A 23,490-nucleotide genomic window follows, 5' to 3' on the forward strand; every position below is an offset into this window, starting at 1 on the left:
TTCCTCCGAAATGATGGATTGATTCATGAACTTGGATACTATCAGTATAACCCACTTAATAATATATGTATCAATTATATGGGAACGGCTGGGTATCCTTCATAATTACATATTTCATACGCATCTAAGTTCGCCTTCATTATTCAGGTTCTATTTTCCCTCTTTATTGAAAACATGATGTATACAGCTGATAGGTACATTATTCTGTTATGCACATTCGACACATGTGGAGTGTGTGGCTTGGTTGGAGCTGGAAATGTTAACAGCTTTAGTGCCAGTTTTGCGAAGCAGTTTGAGAATTCAAATAGAAGTTATGCTCATGTTTCATTTGGATATGAGACAACGGCATACATTCCACTAGATGTCATTGAAAAATATGAAAAAACGAGCTCTGCCAATAAAAATGGAGACAGATTGGCTGAATTCGTTTCAAAATTAGTACTACAATTAATAGATATAATCAAGTAGAAGTGAAGGGAAGTTGAACTTGTGGGAAAAATGATTAACGAAGAGATGATAAGGGCTACTTATTATTACGGTTGTAAAGTTTAAACAATCAAGTTGATTTGAACAAGGCCTTAGATGAGATTGAGTCGCAAACCGGGATGGATAGAAGGTCTGCAAATGCCTATCTGCATGTATCTTCCAGTATGATGAAAGGCAACGAATATCGTAGAACGATGATATGAGGCGGTTTTCAAATAATTAAGATTAACTTCAAGAAGGAAAAACATGCCTAACATAGAATAATACCTTACATTAAGTAATTAGGCCTATTTATATGTAGGTCCTTGGTATCGATTTAAATAAGTGAGTTGATCGAATACAAATGTATCTCAATCAAGAAGTGCTGCTATAGAAATAATGATACAGAGTGGAGAGAAAATTATTAGTTATTGTAAGTGACTCTAAGTAAGAATAAAAGGTTGAAAAGAAAAACCAATCAGTAAGTAAACAAAAAATAGTTTAGATCAATACTAAGAGTCGATGATTTGTTTCATCTTTTTAAAGAACAAATTAAGAAATGTGTTGAGCTTTAGGATAAAAGGAAAATTTAAAAGTAAGAAGTAAGGGTGAAATCTCTTATGAAGGATCAAATTTTCTAATATGTAAAGAATGAATAATTATTTGTAGGAGAGATCGATTTATGAAAAAAAATACGATTAATAATTCTATTTTTAATAATAACTTACCCAGTTGGGCAAAAATAATTTTACCTCTTCTTGGTGTTATATTTCTTGTTACGGCAGGCTTTTTCTCAATTCATCAGCCAGATGGGTTACTTTCGAAAATGGTATACCCAGAATTGATAGAAAAAGTAATTACATATTGTCTTCTAGGCATATCAGCAATTTTAGGGATTTTATTTATATTTATAGTTTTTAATATTCAATTAAAATCTGTACAAATGACTTTGATCCTTATTTTAGGTATCATTGTGGGGATAGTCATATCTAATTCTAATACTAGGGTTATTTTATTAGGATTAATAATTGATGCTTTTATATTCATTGTAATTATAACTTTGTTGGAATTGTATTCTACTGTGATGACAATGTTCAGCTTAGGAGTTTTGTCTACGATTGTTATTGGTATAGTTCTTTTGAATATTCCATATTACTTTGAGAGACCTTCAGCAGCCATATATTTAATAGTCACTATATACTTAGTCCTTTATCAATTTATTGGAGTTAAATTGAATAAATTTTTTATTTCGAGAATTATGGGGCAAGCAGAACGTTCAGAAAGTTTTGATAGAAAATTACTAAAGATGCATATGATGCTAATTTACACTGTTATTTTTATCTTAATTAATGCAACAGGACTTTTATATGAGCAAGATGGCATTAATTATTCTAACATTGTAAACAATTGTTTTATTACGGCTATTACAATAAGTCAAATTAATTGGGGATCTTTGTTGAAAGCTAGCAATTTTAGCTTGGGTGAAAAAATTATCTCTATTGTATCAAGGGAGGAAAAAAATGAATGAAACATAGAAAGAAAATCTTGAATAATGATGAAGAGTTTCTTAACTGCTACAATTCATCAAGTAGTATACGCAATAGAAGATCAGGAGGATTGTAAAAATAGAGGAAGCTCTTTCGAATAGGTTCAAAAGTATACTCCTGAATTTGTTAAATTGTCTGGTACATATTACAGCAGGAAGATATATAGTTTTTAGGTGAAATTAAGACTCGAAACCGAAATTAGCGGTTGACGAGATAGTTGAGGTTAAAATTAGAAAAACATCTGTAAATCCTGTATTTTTGTAACTCCGACCCCACAACAAAAGGAAATGACAGATACCACTCCAGTATATTAATAACATGCTCGTAAACAGATGGTGGAGCAAGCGCTAGGATCTCCAGCGGCGCATAGTTCTCGGATGCAAGAAGCGCCTGCTAATACCGTACAGCGAATATACCTAGTAGTCAGAAGCATACCACCAATGAGCGAGTGCATCGTGGAGAAGGCCTGGAATGAAGTGAAGTTAGTGATGTACCATTTACCAGAAGCTAATTTATCAAATGTTGTCTTTGTTAAACGTACATCCTAGAATAAATTATCGAAAGATTTTCTTCTAACATTTTTTCTAACATTCTTAAAACAGCATATCCATGAATACATCATAAAAAAGTCGGAGTCATCTTCTGTAATCCCTTGTCCTGCTTGGGTTTACAGTCGATGATTCCGATACGCAGCGTAAGTGTCAAAGATTCAGGTTCTAATGTTACAGTGGTAACAATTTCTGATAAAGAATTTCCATTCAAACTTGAACGATAGCCCTGTAATTATCAATAACTAACTGTTACTTCGATGTCGTACTCATAATGTCCGAACTGGCTCCCGAACATGCTAATACCACCGGGATATCGGGCATCCTCCGGAGATGTGATACGGAATCGGATGTCTTGACCGGGTGTTAGCGTCAAATCGGTAGAATTGATGTCCGATAACTCCACACCGTCAATAAATGTGCACTTCTCTGTGACGAGTATCGTCTTGAGCAAACCGTGCTGGGTATCGGTTTTTCTCCACCAATCGGGTGTCAGATTTCCCTTCTGACTGCCAAAATCTCCGGGACAGGTCCAAATACCCAAGTTGATTCCGTTCATGGAGAATACGATGTCCGAAGGCCAGTCTTCGTTGTAGCCAGGAGACTCTGAGCAGATTTCCATCGTGATACGGATGCTTCTGGCTTGTGTCTTGCCGATCAAGTAGTTCGGAATCAAATATTCCACGAAACCGCTGCTAAACCAGAGGTGATGGGCTTCCACGTGCTCCGGTTCAGCGAAGTAACGCGGATCGTCCAGCATACCGATGACCTTGTAGGGAGAAGCAAGACCGCAGGTTGGCTTGACCTGATAGTTCGTATAATGGCCAATGGGAATAGATACGGAGTAGCTTGTAGATTCAACGGGATTTGTTGTCTCTACAGGAGAACGGAACTGCAGTACCAACTGATCCAGACTGAGGGTGCATGCTTTCTGATTACCCCTCGTGCCGGATACAAGCTTAGTAGACAAAATTCCTGCCTTCTCCATTTTCTGAATATGCTTCGTAATGATCGCGGATGAGAGCTTTAACTCGTCCGCGATTTCTTTAACATACATCGTGCGTTCACGGAGCATCTCGATCATTCGAACCCGCGTCTCGGAGGATAAGCATTCTAATAGGGACATATGCTTCGTACTTACTTCGATTTCCATACGATTATACCTCCATAAGTTTTTAGTTTTATTCATTAACTATTTAGTTAATTATACAACTATTTAATTGACAATACAATGAGTAAAGAATAAGATACCTATGTAATATCCCTTATTTCATATTTTTTATTTTTATTTGTTAACCTAATCATTAATATTGGAGGTACTATCCTATGACAAATCAAGCGTCCAAGCAACTAAGGTCCGAACATCCTCGCCCTCAATTTATCCGCAAGGATTGGGTGAATTTGAATGGAGAATGGGAATTCGAATATGACGACAGCCAAGTTGGTGACCAGGAGCAATGGCATTCAAGCGAACGTGTCTTCTCACGCAGGATTCAAGTGCCATTTGCCTTTCAGAGTAAATTAAGCGGAATCGGAGATCCAGAATTTCATGATACAGTCTGGTACCGCAACAATTTCTCCGTTCCGATTTCGTTTAAGGGTAAGCGTGTTCTACTCCACTTCGGCGCAGTCGATTACTGTGCGTCCGTGTGGGTGAACGGCAATCTCGTCGCTCAGCATGAAGGCGGACACACTCCATTTCACGCTGACATTACCAATGCACTGAGAAATGACGGAAATACGATCGTTGTGAAGGCAGTGGATTACAGTCGTGATGTCTCATTGCCGAGAGGCAAACAGCACTGGCTGTCCGATTCTGCGAGTATCTTCTACACTCGTACGACGGGTATATGGCAAACCGTCTGGATGGAGGCTGTAGCACCGGCTTATCTGGATAAGGTCAAATTTACATCTGATATCGACCAGAACGCGATTGAGATGAGCATGATCTTTCAAGGCTTGAAGGGAGAAGAAAACCTACGGGTGAAGATTGACATCTCGTTCAAGGGAGAACACATCTCCCAAGACGTAATCCAAGTGAATACACCGAATGAGGTGAGAACGATTCACTTGGCTGATTTCAATGATCATGGTCTCGGCCGTTGGTGGTCACCGGAGCATCCGAATTTGTACGATGTGGTCTTTACCGTGCTGGAAGGTGACACGGTCGTCGATGAAGTATCAAGTTATTTCGGCATGCGTAAGGTGTCAATCGAGAATGGTAAATTTAATCTGAACAACAGGCCCTATTTCCAGAAGCTTGTATTGGATCAGGGGTATTTCCCTGACGGGAACTTGACACCGCCAAGCGACGACGCGATTAAGCAGGATGTTGAGCTAATGAAAGCGATGGGCTTCAACGGCGCTCGAAAACACCAGAAGCTAGAGGATCCCCGCTACCTTTACTGGTGTGATCGCCTAGGCCTGTTGGTATGGAGTGAAGCGGCGAATGCTTTTGAGTTCTCCGAAGTGTACGTTCGTCGATTCATGAACGAATGGCAGGAGTCAGTCGCACGAGATTACAACCATCCTAGTATTGTCGCATGGGTGCCGCTGAATGAGAGCTGGGGAGTACCCAATATTCAGATCGACAAGCTTCAACAGCAGCATGCTTTGACCATGTATCACCTCACCAAATCGCTGGATCCGATGCGGCCTGTTGTATCTAACGATGGTTGGGAAATGGTCAAGACGGATCTGTTCAATATTCACGATTACGAATGGCGTCAAGAGGTATTGACTGAACGCTATAGTTCTACGGACAAGGCAGTGAATGCAATGCCGGCTAATCGCAGATTATCCGTCGAAGGATTTCCATACGAGGGGCAACCGATTCTTGTAACCGAATTAGGCGGCATTGCTTATAAGAAAAGTGAATGGGAAGGCTGGGGATACTCCGGGGCGGAGAATGATGAAGACTTCGCGAGCAAGCTACGCGCGGTTATCCAACCCTTGCTGCAATCCAGCATAGTTCAGGGATATTGCTACACCCAGCTGACGGACGTGGAGCAGGAAATCAACGGATTGCTGACATATGATCGCGTGCCTAAGTTGCCTGTGGATGTAATCAGAGCGATTAACGAGGGAAATTAAATATAAACTACAATTTAGGTGCCTATCCACATGAAGGCGCCTTTCTTAGTTATAATAAATAAAACTTAAATAAAAGTGAACAAAGGGGCTGAATGGGATGAAAGTATTGGTCGTAGATGATGAACCAAGACACCTTAGAGGTATGTTGAGATTGATTAACCATCTACGTCCCGATGCCCAGGTCATTGTTACAAAAGACGGGATTGACGCATTAGAGCTTGTAAGATCAGACCGTCCGGATGTCGTGTTTACGGATATCCGAATGCCCAACATGGATGGGCTTACATTTTTGCAACAGCTTAAAAAAGAAGGACTTCATACGAAGGTTGTAATGGTGTCGGCCTATAATCTATTTGAATATGCACAGACTGCGGTTCGACATGGAGCTTATGACTATCTATTAAAGCCTGTGGAAGCAGAGAAGATAGAAGACGTATTGAGACGTATTGAACAAGAGCTTGTTACAGAATCGATGCAGAACTTGGAAGCAGAGGAGCTGAAGCAACGGCTTGATCTCACATCTTCAGCTTATAGTAATCGCTTATTATTAACTTGGCTAAATGGAAGCTCAACGACCCTAGAGCGCAATGAACTGAAATCGTATGATTGGCTACAAGGTGGCGGTGTGGTTATTTTCTCTGAACTCAGAATTCGACGGGATAGCAATGAAAATTATGATAACGCTTACTTCTTGAGGAGCTTGGAGCAAGGATGGTCAGCAATCGGAGAATCGATAACGATTCCATTAAATGTGCTTCAAGAAGATGGATTCCAAGCCGTTACGATAATCCGGACCCCACCACTTACCCCAGGTCATAGACATCACATTCGCATCATCGTTTCCGCTCTATCATCAGAATGGGCGAATGTTGGACAGCTTACCCACGGGATAGGACCGGAATGTAAGTTTTTATTGGAGGAAGCATCGCAAGCATACCGAGTAGCCCAAACGGTAAACAAGTATAACTTTCATGATTGCTGGAAGGGTATTCTGTTTCAGGATGAGCTACGCCCTTCTCATAAGCTATTGACTCTTGACACGGAGAGACTATTCGAAGCTCTGCAAGGAAACGATGCGGACATAGCTATAGAAATGTGTAGGGTGGCGTTCGAGCAGCTTTCAGATGGTGGGCATACGAATCCGCTACTTATGAAAGAGAATGCTTCGCTTATTCTTATGAAGGTTAAGAGCAGGATTCGTGATATTGTGGACAAGAAGGTTGGAAGCCTTCTAACGAATACAGCCATGATGCATATTCAAGCTTGCGGGTCTAATACGGAGTTATTAGCTCTTTTAGAGGTCTCGCTTCAGAAGGTACACGCTGCATTAAAGCAAGCGAAGCTGGATAAGACCGAAATTATCGTTACGAGCTGCCTGAGTTGGATACATGAAAGGCTGAAGGAAGATCTGACACTTGAACGAGCTGCCGAACACTTTTTCTTCAATCCCTCCTATTTCAGCACCTTAATTAAGAGTCGGACAGGAAAGACGTTCTCTGATCACGTGACGGAAGCTAGAATGAGGCAGGCTAAGGTGTTGCTTGCTGCGAATAAGCTCAGAATATATGAAATCTCCGCTGAGTGCGGTTATCAAGATACGAAATATTTCTGCAGAGTGTTTAAGAAGCATAATGGAATGTCGCCCGAAGCCTATAGGCACACGTCACTTCCACAGAGGAGCAGCGAGGAATGAAGATGACATTTCGCTCTCGATTGTTAGCTAGCTATATATCTATGATCGTAATTCCTCTCATCATATTAGGAGTTCTTTTCTACCGTACCAGCCTACAGGTCGTGACGGAACAAGCACAGAAAAACGTATATGAGATTGTTAGGAAAAACAATGAGATCATGGATACTAAGCTGCAGATTATTGATCAGAACAGCCTATCATTATTCGTAGATAAGGATTTATTCCGAATTTTTAACGAACTGGATCCCCAGAATGAAGCTGAGCTTTTTGAAGCAGACCGACAGGTTACGCCTGTGTTGAGTAAATATTTCTCCAACAATAAGGATGTTTATTCTTACCAGTTGTGGACGTCCTATTTCACTTTCGGTCAAATGTTACCACAAGGAGATCCTACGCAGTCGGATATATACCGTAAGGCGCAGCAGGCAGGCGGGAAAATGGTATGGTACCCTACTTATGATTTCGTTGATATGTTCGATCAGCCTTATCTAGAGGAAGGAAAGCTAGATTTCCGCCATTTGTACTCAGCGACTCGAGTGCTTGATTTCTCTCATCTGAATAATACGACACTGGAGAAGATGGACGCTCATATTGAACGACCCATTCTGACGATAAGCTTCAAACCAGATACACTGAAATCCCTATACGAGGAAAGTATTCCTGAAGGTTCGCGATACTTAGTAATGGATGCGGACCGTAAAGTCGTTGCAAGCAGCGAGCAAGGAAGAATTACACAAATCTATACGGAAAAATGGGTAGAGCAACTTCGCTTGGAGGGAAGCGGTACGCGAAGAATGACGCTAGAGGGCGAGGCTATGATTGTCTGCTTCGATCGTTCGGAAGTGACGGGGTGGATATCGATTGTATGGACGCCAGAATCCGCACTAGTGGGTGGTCTGGTACAAGTCATCCAAACGTCTATTATACTCTTAGCCGCTATTATGGGAATTGTGGCGCTTATTTACGCTTATTTTATCGCAGGCAGGATTACGAAGCCCATTAAGAAGCTGCTTGGTGCAATGAGGTCCGTTGGTGATGGGGATTTTCAAAAGCATGTTGTCGTCGGCACGAATGATGAGTTTGGTATTCTCCTTCAACGGTTTAATCTGATGAACGATCGGATTCGGCTCTTGGTTATAGAAAATTACGAGATTAAATTAAAGGAACAAGAGGCCGAGATTCTAGCGCTGAGCATGCAGATGAATCCCCATTTTCTATACAATACGTTAAATGTGATGAATTGGACAGCTATAGAGAACGATCAGAAGGAATTAAGCAAGATGCTTGTCAGTTTATCCAATATGCTACATTATACTGCAAGGAAAGAATGGAGAGCCGTTCATTTGTCTGAAGAGACGGAGTGGATGAACAACTACTTCTATATTATGTCCTTTCGCTTCGAAGACAAGTTTACCGTGAGTTACGAGATTGATCCATTACTCTATGAGTACAAAATGCCTAGACTTCTATTTCAACCCTTTGTCGAGAATGCGATCCTACATGGCTTCGATCAGACAGAAGCGGGAGGGCTTATTCGCATTCGTGGCTGGATCGACAGTGGAACACGGTATTATGAGATTGCAGATAATGGACGAGGAATGAGCAAGGACACTATAAATGCGATTTTGTATAAGGAATCCTCTTCGATAGGGATTAAGAACACAATTGCTCGCATTCAAATGACCTATGGCAACAGCTATGGTGTCGTGATTAGCTCCTTACCTGGATCGGGAACTAAGGTCGTTATCACATTGCCACTGAATACCTAATAATAGTCCACCAATCCAAAGTAGTTCGGGTTATGTAAGCGCTAACTAGAGTTTATAATTGAAACATCATAGACTGCAGCTATGAACCAAAAGGGATTGGAATTGAGAGGGGTTCGGGATATGTCAAGACAAAGGAAGTCGATATCCGTTCTTATGGCTATGCTGTTAATGCTTGTCACCATTTTGTCAGCTTGCTCGAAGTCCGATACTAGCAATAATACATCACCCTCAGTATCCGGTGATGAAATATCGAAGGATCCCATTACCCTTCGTATGACGGTGTGGGGCGCGCCTGATGAAGTAGCTGCTTACAAAGTAGCGATTAAGAAGTTTGAAACGCAGTATTCGAATATCAAAGTTGATCTTCAGCATATTGCATCGGATTATGATACGAAGCTGACAACAATGGTAGCTGGTAATGATGTACCGGATATTGCCATGATGGAGTCTGGTAGCATTGCGTTCCCATTAGCAGAGCAGGGGAAATTCTATAACCTTCAGGAATTTCTAGAAATTGACCCGGATATCAGTACAGACAAACTGATACCCAACATTATGTACTCGCTTGAGCCGGGCAATGTGATCGGTATAGCTCCTGGTCCGGAATCGTTCGGTCTATTCTATAACGAAGATATCTTTAAGGAAGCGGGCATTTCACCTCCACCTGCTAAGGCATTAGAAGCGTGGTCATGGGATGAATTTGTTGAAATTGCTAAACAATTAACGATCGATAACAAAGGCAGAACGGCGAATGATGCGGACTTTGATGCTAAGAATATTAAGCAATATGGAGTTAACGCTTCTACGTGGTGGGGCGTCTATAGTAACTTTATTTACTCCAATGGCGGGGATTTCGTCTCTGAGGATGGGAAGACCTTTGGGCTTAACCAGCCGGCAGCAGTGGAGGCTATACAGAAAGTATCAGATTTAATGAATGTACACCATGTCTCTCCTTCACCCGTGCAATCGAAGAATATTCCAGCAACAAATGTAGCTCTTCAAACCAAAAAGGTAGCAATGGCTATCGATGGGCAATGGGCAAGCACTGGATTGGCGCAATCGAAGTTTAACTTCAATGTAGGGGTATTGCCTGTACTGAAAGAGCCAGTGACTACCGTTGTTGCCGGAATGTTCTCCATGTTTAAGTCAACCAAGTATCCCCAAGAGTCTTGGGAGCTTATAAAAGCGTTGCTTGATCCAGAAGCTTCTATTGATATGATTACGGCTGGTACTTGGATGCCATCGTATAAGGAATGGTATACGGATCCGGCATTATTAGCTAAATGGACGGAGAACTTGGATTCAAGACCTTCTGGTTATAAAGACGCTATTGTTGAAGTCATATTGACGAATAGCCATCAGACACCAACTGGATATGTGAAAAACTTCAATAAAATTATGGATATCGTGAATCCCGCTTTGGACAAAGTATGGCTTGGCCAACAAACTGCGCAAGAAGCGTTGGATTCCATCGCTGCCAAGGCACAAGAACAAGTTCAAGGGCGTCGTGATATTGCACAATAATTGAAAATACAATTTCTGCGATGCGGTGAGACGGCGTTCTGATTATAGATCGTCGTCTTCCTTACTAGAGAGCTTCGAGATCGGAGGTTAGTATGCGAAAAGGACTGTTCTACGGGTTGTTGTTCACGGTTCCGGCTATACTCGGGTTTCTCATTTTCACACTGGGTCCTATGATCGCAAGCTTGGTGCTAAGCTTGACGGACTATAACGTATTCAAGGAGAATACTTCCTTCGTTGGATTCGATAATTATATTAAGATGTTCTCGGGTGAGGATGAACTGTTCTACAAATCGTTAGGTGTTACTTTCTACTTTGTTATTCTTCGGGTACCCGCTGTTATTATTCTTTCTTTCTTTATAGCTTTGCTGCTTAACTTGAACGTCAAGGGTAGAGCCCTATTTCGGACTATTATCTACCTTCCAAGCATTGTGCCGGCCGTTGCATCAGCGATGATCTGGATGTGGCTGATGAATCCTGATCTAGGACTGATCAATTCGGTACTTAGTTGGTTACATTTACCGACTAGTAATTGGTTGTATTCAGAGGGTAGTGTTATCCCTTCTGTCGTTCTTACAACATTATGGGGAATTGGAAATACCGTCATTATTTTTCTGGCGGGAATTTCAGGTATTCCTAAGCAGTATTACGAAGCAATCGACGTTGATGGTGGAGGCTGGTACAGCAAGCTACGCCATATTACGATTCCAATGGTCACACCGACGATATTTTTCAATACCATTATGACCATTATCGGCTCCTTCCAGGTGTTTAATGAAGCCTATATTTTAACAGAAGGCGGACCGAATAACCAAAGCTTGTTCTATGTATTTTACCTCTGGCGTACGGGCTTTAGAGATACCGAGATGGGGTATGCGTCCGCTCTGGCTTGGGTCCTGTTTATCATCATTCTGTTCTTTACTTTTATTATATTCAAAACCTCGAAGTCATGGGTGCATTACGAAGGAGGAGAGCGTTCTTGAGACAATCGAAGCTTTCGCTTGTGACAGGTTATGTAGCCCTGATAAGCATCTCTGTTTTGTTTATTGTTCCGTTCATTTGGTTAATCCGAAGCTCTCTCATGGATTTATCGCAAATATTTACGATGCCGCCAGAATGGATTCCAGAGCCGTTTAAATGGGATAATTTCCAGAGAGCACTTACGGTGCTGCCGTTTGACACTTTCTTCATCAATACAATTATCATTGTCGTCAGTGTTCTTATTGGTACAGTCGTGACAAGCAGCATAGCGGCCTTCGGATTTTCACGGATCAAATGGAAGGGCAGAGACACTGTATTTGCCATTCTAATGACAAGCATGATGCTACCTGCAGCCGTCACGATTATTCCAAGCTTTCTCGGCTGGCAGATGCTTGGTTTCTACGATACGTATTATCCATTAATCGTACCTGCTTATTTCGGGGGGGGAATCTTCAATATTTTTCTATTACGGCAATTCTATTTAACGATTCCACAAGATTTCGATGAAGCGGCATTCGTGGATGGAGCCAACTATTTTCAAATCTATTGGAGAATTATACTTCCATTAAGCCGTTCGGCGATTATTGTTGTTGCGCTATTCAGCTTCTTGGGATCTTGGAATGACTTCATGGGACCGCTTATTTATCTGAAGAGTGATAACCTCTTTACCTTGGCGCTTGGATTGCAGATGTTTCAGGGTTCTTATACCGCGCAGTGGGATTTGCTTATGGCGGCTTCAGCGGCGGTTGTCCTGCCTTGTGTTATCGTATTCCTAGTCGGTCAACGGTATTTCCTTGAGGGAATTACATTATCAGGTCTAAAGGGATAACTGAAATGAAAGTGAGGAAATCTGAGAATGACACAAATACAATCACAGCTAAAGAATTGGCAGGGCGTGCCGTTCACGAATGTTATCATTGATGATGCGTTCTGGCGTCCGCGGCTTGAGGTGCTAAGAAAAGTTACGTTACCAACCTGCTTGACGAAATGTGAGGAGACAGGACGTATATCGAATTTCGCCAGGGCAGGCGGATTAATGGAAGGAAAGTTTGAAGGTATTTATTTCAATGATTCTGATGTGTACAAGGTGCTCGAGGGTATTGCCTATTCGCTAATGTCGGAGCGGGACCCGGAGTTGGAAGCTGAGGCTGATCGGATTATTGAACTCTTAGCCGCAGCCCAGGAATCGGACGGTTACTTGTGCACTTATTATACGTTAGAAGCACCTGATAGCAAATGGACGGATATGGAGAAGCATGAGATGTACAATGGCGGCCATTTAATTGAGGCCGCGGTTGCATATTACGAAGCTACAGGCAAACGTACGCTTCTCGATGTTGCCTGTAGCTTGGTTGATCATTACGATCGTCTGTTTGGTCCAGGCAAGCGTCATTGGGTGGAAGGTCATGAGGAAATTGAGCTTGCTCTTGTGAAGCTATATCGCGTTACCCAAGAAGAACGATATTGGAAGCTGTCCCTATGGTTGCTTGAGGAACGGGGGCATGGACATGGAGTTGGCGAGATATGGGATAAGAAGGAATGGGGGCCTGCGTACTGCCAGGATGATGTTCCGGTTAGGGACATTGAGAAGGTGACCGGTCATGCTGTCCGCGCCATGTACCTATACACGGCGATGGCAGATGTTGTTCACGCTTCGGGAGATCCGGCTTATGTTGATGCCTTGCATAGGGTATGGGCACATACGGTAGAGCGCAACATGTATGTGACCGGAGGAATCGGACCATCCCGTCATAATGAAGGATTCACGCATGACTATGATTTGCCGAATGAATCGGCCTATTGTGAGACTTGTGCCGCTATCGCCATGGTATTTTGGAACCATCGGATGAACCTATTATTTGGGGATGCCAAATATGCTGATGTGGTAGAACGGGAAATGTACAATGGCGCTTTGGCTGGAATATCGTTGACAGGAGACAAGTTTTTCTATGTAAATCCGTTGGCTTCGAAAGGCGATCACCATCGTGTATCCTGGTTCGACACCTCATGCTGCCCAACGAATTTAGCAAGATTTCTACCTTCCATCGGTCAATATTCATATGCTCAAACAGGTCAGGGCATCGCTGTAAATCAATATATGAATGGTGAAGCTAAATTCGTGATTGAGAGTGGGCTGAACGTTAAGTTAAAACAAACAACTCAATATCCATGGGACGGTAAAGTAAAGCTTTCTGTAAACCCAGAGTCAAGTGGTTTTCTCAGTATCCGTTTGCGAGTACCAGGCTGGTGCAGGGGCTATAAGGTACAGGTCGGAGGGAAATACCTATCAAGAGTGGAGGCACAGACGGAACAAGGGTATATCGTAATAAGTCGAACTTGGTCACAGGATGATACGATTGTACTCGAGCTCGATATGCCCGTAGAAATTGTTCGTGCGAGACAAGAGGTATCGGAGAATATAGGTCGTATTGCTATTCAACGAGGTCCAATCGTGTATTGTCTAGAGCAGACGGATAATTCTGAGCTTTCGTATGATGAGTATACATTTTCTGCCCATGAGAGGTTGCAAGTGGATCATCTACCGGAGCTACTCGGTGGCGTTACCATTCTGGTAGGTAAGAATGGAGAAGGTAAACCTTGTGAATTCATCCCTTACTATGCTTGGGACAACAGGGAGCCTGGCTTTATGCAAGTTTGGGTTCGTGAAGCGGAGGATGAAGGGCTCTATAGCTTGTAAATGATGGAAAGAAGGAGTTGTCTTCATTGAAAGGAATAACGAACCCCCTTGTACCAGGTTGGTATGCAGATCCAGAGGCAAGGACTTACGAAGGGAAGCATTGGGTATATGCAACTCGGTCATACACGGAATATACGAAGCAGCTGAATTTAGACGCATTTAGTTCAGAAGATCTCATCCGCTGGGACAAACACGAAAGTATCATTGTAATGTCAGATTTCCCTTGGGTGTGGAGAGCTGTATGGGCACCTACTCATATTGAACATAATGGAAAATACTACCTTGTATTCGCGACGAACGATATTCAATGTAACGATGAGGTTGGCGGCTTGGAGATCGCTGTAGCGGATTCTCCAGAAGGCCCGTACAGAGGCTATCTCGGGAAACCGATCATTGACCGTTTCATCCACAATGCCCAACCGATAGATGCTCATCTCTTCAAAGACGATAACGGTTCGATCTATTTATATTATGGCGGCTGGAGCCATTGCAATGTAGCCGTGATGAATAATGATATGACAGGGCTCGTTCCGTTCAAAAATGGGGAGACCATCCTCTCCATTACTCCGGAGGGATATGTGGAAGGACCTTGTATGATAAAAAAGGATGGACTTTATTACTTCATGTGGTCGATGGGGGGCTGGACGAATGGAACCTATTGCGTAGCGTATGGCGTAAGTGATAATCCGCTGGGGCCATTCGAGAATAAGGGTACGATTCTGGAAAAGCAAGAGCCAATCGCGGATGGCCCTGGTCATCACGGATATTTGCATTTCCCCGAGAATGATGAATGGCTTATCGTTTACCATCGCAGGATCATCGGAGATAATGAGCCTGGCAATCGCATGTTATGTATCGATAAAATGCATATTGATGCTGGTGAAATCAAACCTGTTATTATGACGGATAAATGGTAGTCGTCCATATGCCCTAATGCCTTAAAAAATACCGAGAAATACTAAACACTACAAACCTGCCCCGATTCTATAATAGAGTCGGGGTGATTTGAAATTTGACGAAACGATCAGGATATAACGGTCTAACCTCTTGCCATTGCAAGTTGAACTTCCCCGAGTATTTGATAGTTTGATCATAACATTAGACTGCAGGACACGCCACGTTAACTCGTATTTCTTTCTAACATTTCTTCTAACATCGGTACAATAAGGAAGTTTCGAACGCATCACAATAAAATTGGTTCATCAGCTAAATCCTCTTGTCCTGTTTAGGTTTACAGACGAAAATTCCGATACATAGAGCAAGCGTCAAAATCACAATTCCAAGATTCAGGTTCTAGTGTCAGCAATGACGTGGAGGTTCGAGTCCTCTTGACCGCATCAATTTAACAATAAACGAGCTCTTGAATTTTCTCTTGTAGAGATTCAGGAGCTTTTTGCATACTCGGAATTTGCAAGGTATTGCTCATTACTTGAGCCGAAGAAATCTTTGAGCTGTATTCAAGATAAACATAAATGTTGGCGGTCGTGGAATAATGGCTATGCCCTAGCCATGTCTGAATTTCCTTTAAGCTGCACCGTTCGCCAGCAGTAAGCTTGTACAACTATGCCGAAGATCATGAAACCAAATCAGCCGTAAATTATGTTTTTTCAGAACGAGCGGAAAATGTTGAGTAATATAACCCGGCTTAATTCGCTCTCTCAGCTTATCGGCTGCTGTCAGGTTCGTATATCTGTTTGTAAGGTCCGCTTGCAAGGTCCGCGCAAGCGGAAATCCTTGATAAGGAAGGCTGTCGAGGTTATCTTAACAGCCTAAGCGGTCATTATGGATTGTTCCATAACGACCGCTTGTGTTGCAGGTATTAATCGGCTTCGATAACGTCTTTCTTCAATATAATATTGCCGTACAGTGCCTCTTCCCCAGTGACGACCACTGCAGAGGCACTTTTAATCGAACCGCTCTTCCTGCGCCGACCATATGAATCCGCGTTACGGCACACCCGGTCAGCTGTTCCAACTAGGAAACGGCGACCCGATAAGAGTCGGCCAGGCTGTCCAGAATGACGCGAATGACAGCACCGTTCAATTCTGGAACCGGCTGGCCGGTGTCACGGCAGTATTCCGCGATCCGCGCCGGCATATCGCCAGGGGGCCCGAATAAGTGATCGTTCGGGTCGATAAGCGACGAATCCGGTCCGGCAGCTTTGGACAGCGCAGCCATCTCTTTAAAGTTGATGGCGCAGCCGGCTTCGGCATAGGCCCGCTGCGTCGCCAGTAGCCACAGGTCAGTGATATTCTTGAGCAGCATGAATCACGCTTTCATAATTTGAAAAAGGGATCGCCTGCTGCTGACGGTCCCTTTTTCAAAGCGAAGCGTCTAAACAAATTGTGGGTGATTTACTTTTACAGTCTTGAAAGCCTCATCAGCAACGTCAAGAGAAAACTTAGCTTCTTCCTCACCCATCGTTCAGTTGGTGAACATATTATTCGATTTCAACTTACAATTTCGTGTTTTGCATAACAATATTAGTTTTAAAATACGACATATTAGTAGAATCAACAATAGAATACTTGTTTTTGTGCTAATTCAACAAAGGCGCAGGCTTAAGACCAGCTACCTTTCGATGGGGAGATGAGCTTGGCTATCGAACATCGATCATTTTACCATTTTGGCCATTCTATACAATGAAAAAGCAGGCCTGTTAATTTCTCCTGTTATTTCAAATCCCAATCTATGATACAATTTGGCTGCGAGATGATTGTCTTTTCTTACCGTCAAGGAACATTTGGCATAGCCGTGTAAGGAAGCTTGTTCTTCAGCAAATTTTATGAAATTCGTCTTCATGTCCCTCTTTCAGGGTAAACGTCGAAAAGGATTGCTTTAGATTAAAGATGTTATGGCCAATAAAGTTTACTTACGATATGATAATATTTTTTTTAAGGTTTTTTTCAGACTCGGCAAGTGTATTCGCTGCGCTACCGAGAGCCATTTGATTCAGCTTAGCACCCACCAGCGATTTGGAATTTGCTTTCATAATAGAGATTTGGCTCATTTCCTTAACACCCCATATCATTTATTCCAGTCACTTATTGCTGTCTGAGATTAATTAACGGATAGGGAAATCCCTTGTACTTTGACGTTTATAATACCAATAGATAGACCTGTATACTTCTCAATGGATTTCCGAACATTCCTTTGTAATTCTCTGCATACATCGTATATTCTTGCTCCATAATGAATGACAATGCTTAAATTAACATCCAGTCCTGATTCTGTCATATGAAGTTCAATGCCATTTTGCAGGCTTTTCCCACTTAACTTGTTGGTGATTCCTTTGACGACCCCTGATGACATCGAAGCAATTCCCATTGTTGCTGTTGTTGTCTTGCCAATGATTTTAGAAATAGCATCTTTGGAAATCACGATACTCCCTAGTACGTTTTGAATCAACATGTAGATTCCTCCTCGCATGGTACGCCTCTTTATAGTCCAGTGTGATCAGTAATCAGTTGCTTTGAATCCATGGTAAAAAGTATTTACTACCAGTGCTGCCGCGGAATTTTTCGCAATATTGCCGCTCCTCACTTGCTGCCATGTTAGAAATAGCAGTGAGTAGAGGACATTAATGATCCATTCTTTATCGATATTTGGATGAAAATAACCTTTCTGTTGCAATCTTTCAATCACATGCAATACGGGTTTCCTTAGCTCGTGATCCGCTCCTTCAATTTCCTTGTTAAAGTTGACGGATGCATCATGAGCAAGAAAATAAATCTTGTCTCCTAACGGAATAAGTGCCTCAATCAACTCTGGAATGTATTTTTCATAGTTCTCCTCGTTCAAGGAAATTCCTTTCATGGTTTCACTTACGACTTCAATTGCCCGAAATCCCAGATGAATCATCAGTTGCTCTCTGCTTTCAACATATCGATGCAATGTGGCAATACCAATTCCTGCCCAATCAGCAATCTCGTTCATGGAAGCGTTTGGCTTTTCGATAAGTAGCATGGTAGCTACATCCAGAAGGCTGTTAAGTCTCACTTGCTTGATCGTTGTCATGTCTTTCTTCATTGAAACTCCTTTTTTTGATAGATATTATAAATAATTGATAGAACTTACTATCATTTTTTTGAATTTTAAGTCAATTATTAAGAATAGTCAAATAGGAGTAAAAAGATATGTTGTTTTTCTGTGATAATGTCACCCAAAGAACTCAAGAAAATTAAAGCTTCTTAATTATTAAGGATATTATGGAGATATAATATAAAATGTCTATTAAAACCAATAAATGGAGGTTATGGAAATAGGTGATTAAAAAAAGAAACCCTACATCTAAAAGACGCGGGCTTTTCGGTAAACTAATATCCAAAGGGTGTTTCTTACCTCTCTCTTATGAGAGGCGTTATTGTGTTATGCAACCTTTTTTACAAGCTGAATGTCGACGAGAAGCTGACCGATGCTGGTTTCAAGCGTGAGTAACTTGTCTGATTTGTTCCGATTCGAGCAAGTATCGGCAACTTCGATTGAAGGGGGCTGGATATCGCATTGAACCTGATCCGAGAACAAGCCTGTCATCGCATTGCCGCTGATGATGTTGACAACCTCGGAGATGGCAGATGCGACGAAATCGTCCAGCTCGTTCATCTCCATTCCGGAGAGGATGCGGACAATTTCCAGAGTCATGCTTTCGGGAAAGTAGTAATCTATCTTGCCTTCCAAATCGCCGACGATGCCGATGCTGACGTTTACGGCTCTATTTTTCAACTCCGAAAGCTGCTCCGGTGGCGTGACTTGAATGTCCAGATCGAGCATCAGCCGAAAAACCTCCTGCGTTGCTATGAAAAAGGGATGGGTAAAATCGGTCATGCTTCCACCTCCAGCCGGTGGATATAATCGGCAATCTTCTGGTCGGTGGCGGCAACGTGGTTGATCAGCCAGGCGACCAGTTTGCCTGCAAATTTTTGTACGAGAGGTTCCTCATAGCCCTGTTCCTCGAACAACTTCACGAATTCTTGAACCTCGGAGGTAAATTCCGCATGTATTTCGCAGTGCCGATTACAATCGGGGTATCCTACTTTTCTCTGGTAGCACTCTTCGTCGTGAAAATGCTTCACTACGTATTCCTTCATAAATTCCAGCGTTTCCTTCACCTTCTCGACCTTAAGCTCCCATGGTTCTTTGGAGCGAAGTACGAGCAAAAAGCTTTCAACCCGCTCAAACAATTCCATATGCTGCTTGTCGATCAAGTCAACGCCAAGCGTATACTTATCCTTCCACATCATCAGTAGGTCTCCTCCTTGGCATTTTATGTAAAAAATAAAAGGGCAAACATCATTATACGACATAACCCGACAAAAGGACTATGAACTTTGTTGCGGTCAGCTCGGGTTTCAGATTTGCTTGGAGACAGAGATTTGGCTGGATAAAGGCTTGTGCCACTGTAAAAGTAATTAGGTGTAAAGGTCTCGATTTTCTTTTCCAATGAATGATTGATTTTGATTTTGTGTTAAGATGGTTCGAAAGATCCAACGGTTGAACAAAAGACCTAAATATGGATATTAATGAACACTTAAGAAGTCTGACGAAAGAAATTAGTGAATGTTAAAGTCCTATAGAACGTGCCTTTAAACCTGATTTAACCATAGCAAACTATTGGCTTAAAAATCCTAAAAACCGCAAATATGCAGATTAGCTTATCATAACGAGTTACAACCTAAGAGAATGTTTAAATTTAGTAAACAGTCGACAAAATGGGGGAATTTTCAAATGGAAAGTTACGTGTTGAATAATGGTGTTTTAATGCCAAAAATTGGTCTAGGCGTCTATAAAATTAAAAATGAAAACGAAGACGCTTTAATATGAGCTTTGAGAAATGGATATCGGCATTTAGATACCGCGGCTTTCTATCATAATGAGGAGCTTATTGCCAACGCGATAAAAAAATCAGGGCTAAAAAGAAGTGATATCTTTATCACAACAAAAGTATGGAGTTCTGATTTGGGGAAAAAGACAAAACAAGCTTTTGAAGTCAGCTTAAAAAAACTGCAAACCGATTATATTGATCTTTATTTGATCCATTGGCCAGCTACGAACTATCTTTACAGTTGGGGAGTAATGGAGGAGTTATATAACGAAGGAAAAATCAGAGCAATTGGTGTGGCTAATTTTGAACAGAATCATCTAGAAAACGTAATGAAACAGGGAACAATCATTCCTACAGTAAATCAAATTCAAACGAACCCTTTCTTTCAACAAAATGAACTCCATGAATATCTGGTAAAGCACAACATACAACATGTAGCTTGGGGGCCCTTCGGACATGGGAATAAGCAGTTATTTACTCATCCAGTGCTAACAGAGATCGCCGAGATGAATGGTAAAACTACGGCACAAATCATGCTAAGGTGGAGCATTCAACGCGACATCGCGGTTATTCCGAAATCCATTAATCCAGTAAGACTGAAAAATAATATGGATATTTTTGATTTTAGCTTATCAGACGAAGAAATGAAAAGAATATCCACATTAGAAAGAAACAAGAGAGGATTTAACAATCCAAATAACAAGCTTTTTTTATGGGTTACTCGCTTAATTCGTTAGCATTCGAAGTTATAAGAAAGAGCTATTGGAGAACCTCCAATAGCTCTTTCCTCTCTACATTCTTAATAGATCAGGCGGCGGAATCTGTGTCGATGTGCTCTCTGAGCCTGGCACGTCGACCGAGCAGGAAGCCGACCAGGGAGGCTAGCATTTGCTGAAATACCATTCCGAGCACGACAGGAACAGCGACTGGAGCGGGAAAATAGGAAACCGCCAAAACGGCTCCAGCGCTGATATTTCGCATGCCTCCATTAAATATAATGGCGACCTGATCTGCTTCAGTCCAGCCTAGTAGAATGGAGATGCAGTAGCTCAATAGATAGCCAGTGGAGGCGAGCGTAATAATTACGACTGCTAAACCGGCTAAACGTAAATTGAAATTCGCGAGATAAGGGGCGACGACCGAGCCATTAATCGCAACAACCATAGCCATTGCCAGCTTGGAGAATGGGTTCAGTCTCTGGGTCCAGACGAGGGCAACTCCGCCTTTGGTCCATTCATTTAGCAGCATACCCAGTAGCGAAGGGACAACAATCATCCAGAATAGACTACTCATCATGGCTGCCGCATCCAGATGCACACTTTCTCCGATTAACAGCGAGAGAATACCGGGTACTGCGAATGGAGCCAGAATGGTATCAATCAGGATAATAGATAGCGTTAAGGCGATATTGCCCTTATAGATGCTGACCCAGACAAAGCTGCTTACCCCGGTTGGTATGGCTGCGGCAAGTATGAGCCCGGTAATGGTATAAGCATCTCCAGGAAAGGTCAGATGGCCGAAACCCAGCGCAATCAACGGCATAGCTAAATGCAGGATAAACAGACAGATAATCAGCGGAACGGGCTTTTTGAGCACTTTCAAAAAATCCCTGAATCCGAGACTGATGCTGCCGGCAAATGTCATGAAGGCAAATAACCAAGGTGCCAGATAAGTATAAGAAGACAAGATACTGCCGCAGAGCACGCCGACGATGATGCTGACCGGAGTGATCAGGGGCATGATACGGTTCAACCGCTGATTCAAGGTACGAAGCATGTTCAAATTACTTCCTTTATAATTATGGCTGCTTCTATTATATCTGCTTATCCTAAAGAAGGAAGAGATTTAACGGACATACCGCTGCACCTTGTTATTACTTTTGCGCAGACGCGCTAGATCCAGTATGTGATACTCGTCTTTTTGAAAAAAATAATCAAAAGGAACTGAGAATGAAAATGCGATTCAATTACAAGAATATATGGTATGATTTTACTGGAAACAATAGTTTGATCTATTAATTAGTACGCTAGTGTTAGCACCGATAATTTCATATGGAGATTGAAAGTGAAGGTATTTGTCGGGGTTAATTAGTTTCTCATAGGAAATAGCGCACCTACATACAAAATTAGATAATACTCATGAACTTAATATGAAGGAAGGTAAAATATTGAAAAAAATATTCATTAGTCATTCAAGTAAAGACTCAGAGTATATATTGCCTATAATAGATTTATTGGAAGGCATTGGGGTCACTAGTGAAGAAATATTCTGTACATCTTATGAACCTTATGGAATCCCACTTGGTGAGAATTTTTTAGAACGTATCAAAGCTGAACTTAATGAAAATGTGCTTGTTCTATTTGTATGGTCATCTAATTTTTTTGATAGTCCAGTTAGTTTGTGCGAACTAGGTGCAACTTGGGTCCGATCCAGCAAACATATACCTATCTTAATACCACCATTTGATTTTAAAGATGTTCAAGGTGTTTTGCCTTTGAGTCAAGGATTCAAGATTAATGTATCTGAAAAGATAAATTCTTTTAAAACGAAGATACTAGAATTTTTCGGGTTAAAAGAATTGGATACTAATATATGGGAAAGAAAAAGGAATAATTTTTTGGCTCAGATTAATGAGTTGTTAAATGTATCTGAGGGAGACTCAAACGAAGTGAGTTCTCAGGTAAAAGAAGTAGTTGAATCGTTATCCTCTGAATCTGATTTGAAAATACTAAAAGAATTTTCTGATACGTTCACATGTGATTCTGTCTACAAGTTTATAAATACTTTGGAAGACAGGAGAATATATTCTGAGTCGCAATTAAAGACTTTTAAGAAAACGCTAAAGCGATACTCGGCACCAGACAAAAGATTTAGGTTACCTTTATTACAAAAAGCAAAGGAAGACTTTTTTAAATCAATTAACGAATTTGTATCTTTTGGTAGTGGAATCTTTGATTATGGTAAAGATGAATTTGAAGATAATTTAGTGTTTTACGGCGGTCATTATGGAGGGATGCAATTGAATGCTAACTATGATAAATATGAGAGGGATTCAGAAAAATTAAAAGATTTGGTAAATGAAATAAAAACAAGATGGGAAAAATTATTTGTTATCACCCAATCAAACTATCCAAACTTTCAATGGAATTAATCACTGGAAAGTGTTTGGTGGAATTGGCAGACGTGCTAGATTCGGGTTCTAGTGCCAGCAATGACGTTGAGGTTCGAGTCCTCTTGACCGCATTAAATAAGGATTTTAACGATTTAAGTGGTCGATATTAAACCCTTTTCCATGAAGAAAAACCACTTAATTATGAAGTGACCCCCTAAAGTTAGACAGGTTATTTTATTAGG

Annotated in this window: 21 protein-coding genes; 12 read left to right on the forward strand and 9 right to left on the reverse strand. The window is 41.6% G+C overall.

Features of this window, described 5'->3' with window-relative positions; genetic code table 11:
• Positions 1-240: 240 nt before the first annotated feature.
• Both EJP82_RS20030 and EJP82_RS20035 read left to right on the forward strand, forming a co-directional pair.
• The gene (locus EJP82_RS20030) at positions 241-468 is read left to right on the forward strand and encodes a hypothetical protein (RefSeq protein ID WP_127193847.1); all 228 of its coding nucleotides are present in this window, start codon (positions 241-243) and stop codon (positions 466-468) included.
• A gap of 679 nt (positions 469-1,147) precedes the next feature.
• Positions 1,148-1,993, forward strand: coding sequence for a hypothetical protein (locus EJP82_RS20035; protein ID WP_127193848.1), 846 nt, complete (start codon positions 1,148-1,150; stop codon positions 1,991-1,993).
• An 805-nt stretch (positions 1,994-2,798) separates the two neighbouring features.
• Here the strand turns inward: EJP82_RS20035 and EJP82_RS20045 are convergent.
• A complete protein-coding gene (locus EJP82_RS20045; RefSeq protein ID WP_127193850.1) occupies positions 2,799-3,713 on the reverse strand; it encodes an ArsR/SmtB family transcription factor in 915 nt (304 codons plus the stop codon).
• Between the two features lie 173 nt (positions 3,714-3,886).
• On the opposite strand from EJP82_RS20045, the gene EJP82_RS20050 reads away from it, so the two are divergent.
• The 8 genes from EJP82_RS20050 to EJP82_RS20085 all read left to right on the forward strand — a co-directional run bounded on the left by EJP82_RS20050 (position 3,887) and on the right by EJP82_RS20085 (position 15,232).
• Positions 3,887-5,653: a glycoside hydrolase family 2 protein gene (locus EJP82_RS20050; RefSeq protein WP_127193851.1), complete on the forward strand. Its 1,767-nt coding sequence runs from the start codon at positions 3,887-3,889 to the stop codon at positions 5,651-5,653.
• Between the two features lie 97 nt (positions 5,654-5,750).
• Positions 5,751-7,346 (forward strand): response regulator transcription factor, encoded by a 1,596-nt coding sequence (locus tag EJP82_RS20055; protein ID WP_127193852.1) that lies wholly within the window; start codon positions 5,751-5,753, stop codon positions 7,344-7,346.
• Positions 7,343-9,115, forward strand: coding sequence for a cache domain-containing sensor histidine kinase (locus EJP82_RS20060; protein WP_246054310.1), 1,773 nt, complete (start codon positions 7,343-7,345; stop codon positions 9,113-9,115). The genes EJP82_RS20055 and EJP82_RS20060 overlap by 4 nt, the downstream gene beginning before the upstream one ends.
• A gap of 120 nt (positions 9,116-9,235) precedes the next feature.
• Positions 9,236-10,639, forward strand: a complete 1,404-nt coding sequence (locus EJP82_RS20065; RefSeq protein ID WP_127193853.1) for an ABC transporter substrate-binding protein — start codon at positions 9,236-9,238, stop codon at positions 10,637-10,639.
• A gap of 92 nt (positions 10,640-10,731) precedes the next feature.
• Entirely contained in the window at positions 10,732-11,619 is an 888-nt protein-coding gene (locus EJP82_RS20070) for a carbohydrate ABC transporter permease (protein WP_127193854.1), read from the forward strand.
• Positions 11,616-12,446 carry a carbohydrate ABC transporter permease gene (locus EJP82_RS20075; protein WP_246054312.1) on the forward strand — a complete coding sequence of 277 codons (831 nt, stop codon included), beginning with the start codon at positions 11,616-11,618 and terminating at the stop codon, positions 12,444-12,446. The genes EJP82_RS20070 and EJP82_RS20075 overlap by 4 nt, the downstream gene beginning before the upstream one ends.
• 27 nt (positions 12,447-12,473) lie before the next feature.
• Positions 12,474-14,315, forward strand: a complete 1,842-nt coding sequence (locus EJP82_RS20080; protein WP_127193856.1) for a glycoside hydrolase family 127 protein — start codon at positions 12,474-12,476, stop codon at positions 14,313-14,315.
• A 26-nt stretch (positions 14,316-14,341) separates the two neighbouring features.
• Positions 14,342-15,232: a glycoside hydrolase family 43 protein gene (locus EJP82_RS20085; protein ID WP_246054313.1), complete on the forward strand. Its 891-nt coding sequence runs from the start codon at positions 14,342-14,344 to the stop codon at positions 15,230-15,232.
• 902 nt (positions 15,233-16,134) lie between these two features.
• Here EJP82_RS20085 and EJP82_RS28500 read toward each other — a convergent pair.
• The 7 genes from EJP82_RS28500 to EJP82_RS20125 all read right to left on the reverse strand — a co-directional run bounded on the left by EJP82_RS28500 (position 16,135) and on the right by EJP82_RS20125 (position 19,555).
• On the reverse strand, positions 16,135-16,272 hold the full coding sequence (locus tag EJP82_RS28500; RefSeq protein ID WP_246054315.1) for an RbsD/FucU family protein: 138 nt from the start codon (positions 16,270-16,272) through the stop codon (positions 16,135-16,137).
• 17 nt (positions 16,273-16,289) lie between these two features.
• Positions 16,290-16,580, reverse strand: coding sequence for an acetate and sugar kinases/Hsc70/actin family protein (locus EJP82_RS20100; RefSeq protein WP_127193857.1), 291 nt, complete (start codon positions 16,578-16,580; stop codon positions 16,290-16,292).
• A 607-nt stretch (positions 16,581-17,187) separates the two neighbouring features.
• Positions 17,188-17,325 carry a hypothetical protein gene (locus EJP82_RS28505; protein ID WP_246054317.1) on the reverse strand — a complete coding sequence of 46 codons (138 nt, stop codon included), beginning with the start codon at positions 17,323-17,325 and terminating at the stop codon, positions 17,188-17,190.
• A 50-nt stretch (positions 17,326-17,375) separates the two neighbouring features.
• Positions 17,376-17,726, reverse strand: coding sequence for an Asp23/Gls24 family envelope stress response protein (locus EJP82_RS20110; protein ID WP_127193858.1), 351 nt, complete (start codon positions 17,724-17,726; stop codon positions 17,376-17,378).
• Between the two features lie 45 nt (positions 17,727-17,771).
• A complete protein-coding gene (locus tag EJP82_RS20115) occupies positions 17,772-18,344 on the reverse strand; it encodes a TetR/AcrR family transcriptional regulator (protein WP_127193859.1) in 573 nt (190 codons plus the stop codon).
• Between the two features lie 339 nt (positions 18,345-18,683).
• The gene (locus tag EJP82_RS20120) at positions 18,684-19,139 is read right to left on the reverse strand and encodes a chemotaxis protein CheX (protein WP_127193860.1); all 456 of its coding nucleotides are present in this window, start codon (positions 19,137-19,139) and stop codon (positions 18,684-18,686) included.
• Entirely contained in the window at positions 19,136-19,555 is a 420-nt protein-coding gene (locus EJP82_RS20125; protein WP_127193861.1) for a bacteriohemerythrin, read from the reverse strand. Before EJP82_RS20125 ends, EJP82_RS20120 begins: the two co-directional genes overlap by 4 nt.
• A gap of 583 nt (positions 19,556-20,138) precedes the next feature.
• Here EJP82_RS20125 and EJP82_RS20130 point away from each other — a divergent pair.
• Positions 20,139-20,873, forward strand: coding sequence for an aldo/keto reductase (locus EJP82_RS20130; protein ID WP_341189271.1), 735 nt, complete (start codon positions 20,139-20,141; stop codon positions 20,871-20,873).
• A gap of 70 nt (positions 20,874-20,943) precedes the next feature.
• Here EJP82_RS20130 and EJP82_RS20135 read toward each other — a convergent pair whose 3' ends face one another.
• On the reverse strand, positions 20,944-21,912 hold the full coding sequence (locus tag EJP82_RS20135; RefSeq protein WP_127193862.1) for a bile acid:sodium symporter family protein: 969 nt from the start codon (positions 21,910-21,912) through the stop codon (positions 20,944-20,946).
• Between the two features lie 391 nt (positions 21,913-22,303).
• Here EJP82_RS20135 and EJP82_RS20140 point away from each other — a divergent pair, with 391 nt between their 5' ends.
• Positions 22,304-23,287 carry a toll/interleukin-1 receptor domain-containing protein gene (locus EJP82_RS20140; protein ID WP_170220249.1) on the forward strand — a complete coding sequence of 328 codons (984 nt, stop codon included), beginning with the start codon at positions 22,304-22,306 and terminating at the stop codon, positions 23,285-23,287.
• Positions 23,288-23,490 lie beyond the last annotated feature (203 nt).

The organism is Paenibacillus anaericanus (assembly GCF_003994475.1).
Taxonomy (GTDB): domain Bacteria; phylum Bacillota; class Bacilli; order Paenibacillales; family Paenibacillaceae; genus Fontibacillus; species Fontibacillus anaericanus.